This window comes from Streptomyces sp. NPDC056527 (assembly GCF_042794475.1).
Lineage (GTDB): Bacteria > Actinomycetota > Actinomycetes > Streptomycetales > Streptomycetaceae > Streptomyces.
On the sequence record NZ_JBHTTQ010000222.1, the window covers coordinates 1 to 2,923 of the forward strand.

Genomic DNA, 2,923 nt, shown 5'->3' on the forward strand with positions numbered 1-2,923 from the left:
GGCCCCTACGTCCCGCGTGGGGGCCACCGTCGTATCCGCGGTGCGAGCGCCGAGGCCGGGAGGGCGCGTCAGGCGCCCAGCATCTCCAGATAGTGCTCGTTGTACATGATGCCCAGGACGTTGCCGAAGGGATCGGTCACGGACGCGGTGACGAAGCCGGGACCGTACTCGGTCAGCGGTGTGTACAGCGTGGCGCCCATCGAGAGCAGCCGGGCGAGGGTGCCCTCCACGTCGTCGACGTGCCAGTGGCCGATCGCGCCGCCGGGGGCGTCGGGCAGACCCGGAGGGGCGTAGCGCCGGTCGATGAGGCCGAGTTCGGTCTGGTGGTCACCGATCCTGAACTCGTAGTAGGCGGCGGGCTGTCCGTCGCCCGGGCGCTCGAAGTACGGCTCGACGCCCAGCAGTTCCGCGTACCACGTCTTGGCTGCTTCCACGTCGTCGGCAAAGAAGTTGACGGTGGCAAGTCCTCGCAGCATGGGTGGTTCCTTCCTTCGTTCCGTATCCGCAACCATCCTCCGACCTAAAGCGCTCACCAACTGAGCACTTTACGAGAGAAGCTGGGAACATGCGCGCTGACCGACTCGTTTCCGCCCTGCTGCTCATGCAGCGCAGGGGCCGGGTGACCGCCGCCGAGCTGGCGAAAGAGCTCGACGTGTCCGTCGCCACCGCACGCCGTGACCTGGAGGCGATGTCCGCCGCCGGCATCCCGGTGTATCCGCAACCGGGCCGCGGCGGCGGCTGGTCGCTCGTCGGCGGGGCGCGTACCGACCTCAGCGGCCTTTCGGCCAACGAGGCCCAGGCGCTGTTCCTGCTCGTCGGCCCGGCCGCGGCGGCCTCCGGGGACGCCAAGGCGGCACTGAACAAGCTGCTGCGGGCGCTGCCGCAGACCTTCCGGGCCGACGCGGCGGCCGCCGCCGACGCCACCATGGTGGACCCCACCCCGTGGGGGGAGCGCGACCGCGACCGGCCGGAGATGGTCGACCGCCTGCAGGCCGCGGTGATCCGCCGGCGCAAGGTCCGGCTGACGTACACCAACGGCGCCCGGGAGCGGACCGAGCGGCTCGTCGACCCCTGGGGCCTGGTCGACAAGGACGACATCTGGTACCTGATCGCCGGCACCGAGCGGGGGCGGCGCACCTTCCGGGTCGACCGGATCGGCGCCGCGGAGCAGACCGGTGAAACCGCCGAACGCCCGGACGACTTCACCCTCGCCACGGCCTGGCAGGAGGTCGTCGGCGACGTGGAGCGCAAGCGCTCGCGCACCTGGGCGACCGTGCTCGTGGAGACGAGGTACGTCGACATCCTGCGCGACCGGTTCGGACGCCACTGCCACGCCGCCGGCGAGGCCGCCGACGGCCGGGCGCGGATCCGCCTCGCCTCGCCGACCCCGCTGGACGTCGCCCGGAACCTGGCCGGCTGGGGCGGCCTGGTCGAGGTGCTCGAACCAGTCGCCGTCCAGGTGGAGTTGGCGCGGATAGGGGCCGAACTGACGGGGCGGTACGCGGGGGTGGGCACGAACGAGGACCGCCGCCGGGACGAGGGCGACCGCACGAACGAGGGCGCTCCCCAGAACGAGGGCGACCGCCGGGACGAGGACGACCGCCACCCCTCGCTCGAAGCGGGGTGGCGGTCGCCGTCGGATGCGCCGGGGGAGCCGCGCGTCATGCCGCCTCGGCAAGCGCCAGAGCGGGCTCTCGGGTCTCGGTGAACGACGTGGAGCCGTGCAGCCACGCCACGGCCTCGCGCAACCCGGCGGGGGAGAGGCCCGCCAGCATCGCGTTGCGTGCCGGCACGTCCTCCCCCGACGCGTGGTAGAGCTGTTCGCCCAGCTCGCGCGCGGTCAGGGTGGTGCGCGCGGTACGGTCCCGCCGCAGCGCGTTGTACTCCACCAGCCACCGCGGTACGTCCGCGGGCTCGCGGGCGCCCAGCAGCCCGCCCAGGACCACCGCGTCCTCCAGAGCCATGCAGGCGCCCTGGGCGGCGTACTGGAGCATCGGATGCGCGGCGTCCCCGAGGAGCGCCACCCGGCCGTCCACCCACCCGTCGACCGGATCGCGGTCGCAGAGCACCCAGATCCGCCAGTCCCGGCCGAGCTCCAGCAGACGCCGGGCCTCCTCGCAGAGTCCGGGGAACTCGCCCAGGACCCGAGAACGGCTCGCGGCGACACCGGTGATCTCCTCGCGGGCGCCGTCGTCCCGGGTGGCCGCGAGGTTGAGGAACGCGCCGCCGCCGATCGGATAGTGCACGAAGTGCCAGCCGGGGCCCGCCCACAGGGTGACGGCCTTCGACCGCAGCTCCTCGGGCACCTCCGCCATCGGGATCACGGAACGGTAGATGGTGTGCCCCGAGATCCGCGGGCCGCCGTCGCCGACGAGCTGGGCCCGTACCGCCGAACGCAGCCCGTCGGCACCGAGCAGCACGTCCGCGGAGAACCGCTCCCCGGCCGAGGTGAGCGCCGTCACCCGGTCACCGGTCTGCCGGTAGCCGACCACCCGGTGTCCGGCGAGCAGCTCCACGCCGGCCTCGCGGCATCCGTCGAGCAGCGCCCGGTGCAGATCGCCCCGGTGGACCACGGCGTACGGACCGCCGAACCGGGTCCGGTACGCGCCGGTCAGCTCCATGGCGGCGACCCGCTGCCCCGACGTGCCGTCCAGGAAGCGCAGTTCGTCGATGAAGTCGGCCCGCTCGGCCACCCGCTCGCGCACCCCCAGGATGCCGAGCGCGTGGAAGGCGTTGGGCGCCAGCTGGATTCCCGCACCGATCTCCGAGAACTCCGGCCGGCCCTCCAGGACCGTCGCCCGGTGTCCGGCCCGGGCCTGGGCCAGAGCGGCGGCGAGTCCGCCGATGCCGCCGCCCGCGACGAGTATGTGAGTCATCGTCTGCTCCTCTTACGATGCGGCGGCCGGCCCCGTCACCACGGGGC

3 protein-coding genes are annotated in these 2,923 nt (G+C 73.3%); 1 reads left to right on the plus strand and 2 read right to left on the minus strand.

The features are described 5' to 3' along the window. Nucleotides 1-68 precede the first annotated feature (68 nt). On the minus strand, nucleotides 69-476 hold the full coding sequence (locus tag ACFQ7Q_RS37985) for a VOC family protein (RefSeq protein WP_362358310.1): 408 nt from the start codon (nucleotides 474-476) through the stop codon (nucleotides 69-71). A gap of 89 nt (nucleotides 477-565) precedes the next feature. On the opposite strand from ACFQ7Q_RS37985, the gene ACFQ7Q_RS37990 reads away from it, so the two are divergent. Continuing rightward, nucleotides 566-1,708 carry a helix-turn-helix transcriptional regulator gene (locus ACFQ7Q_RS37990; RefSeq protein ID WP_383563796.1) on the plus strand — a complete coding sequence of 381 codons (1,143 nt, stop codon included), beginning with the start codon at nucleotides 566-568 and terminating at the stop codon, nucleotides 1,706-1,708. Here ACFQ7Q_RS37990 and ACFQ7Q_RS37995 read toward each other — a convergent pair. After that, nucleotides 1,662-2,876: an FAD-dependent monooxygenase gene (locus ACFQ7Q_RS37995; RefSeq protein WP_383563799.1), complete on the minus strand. Its 1,215-nt coding sequence runs from the start codon at nucleotides 2,874-2,876 to the stop codon at nucleotides 1,662-1,664. The genes ACFQ7Q_RS37990 and ACFQ7Q_RS37995 overlap by 47 nt on opposite strands. Nucleotides 2,877-2,923: the final 47 nt, after the last annotated feature.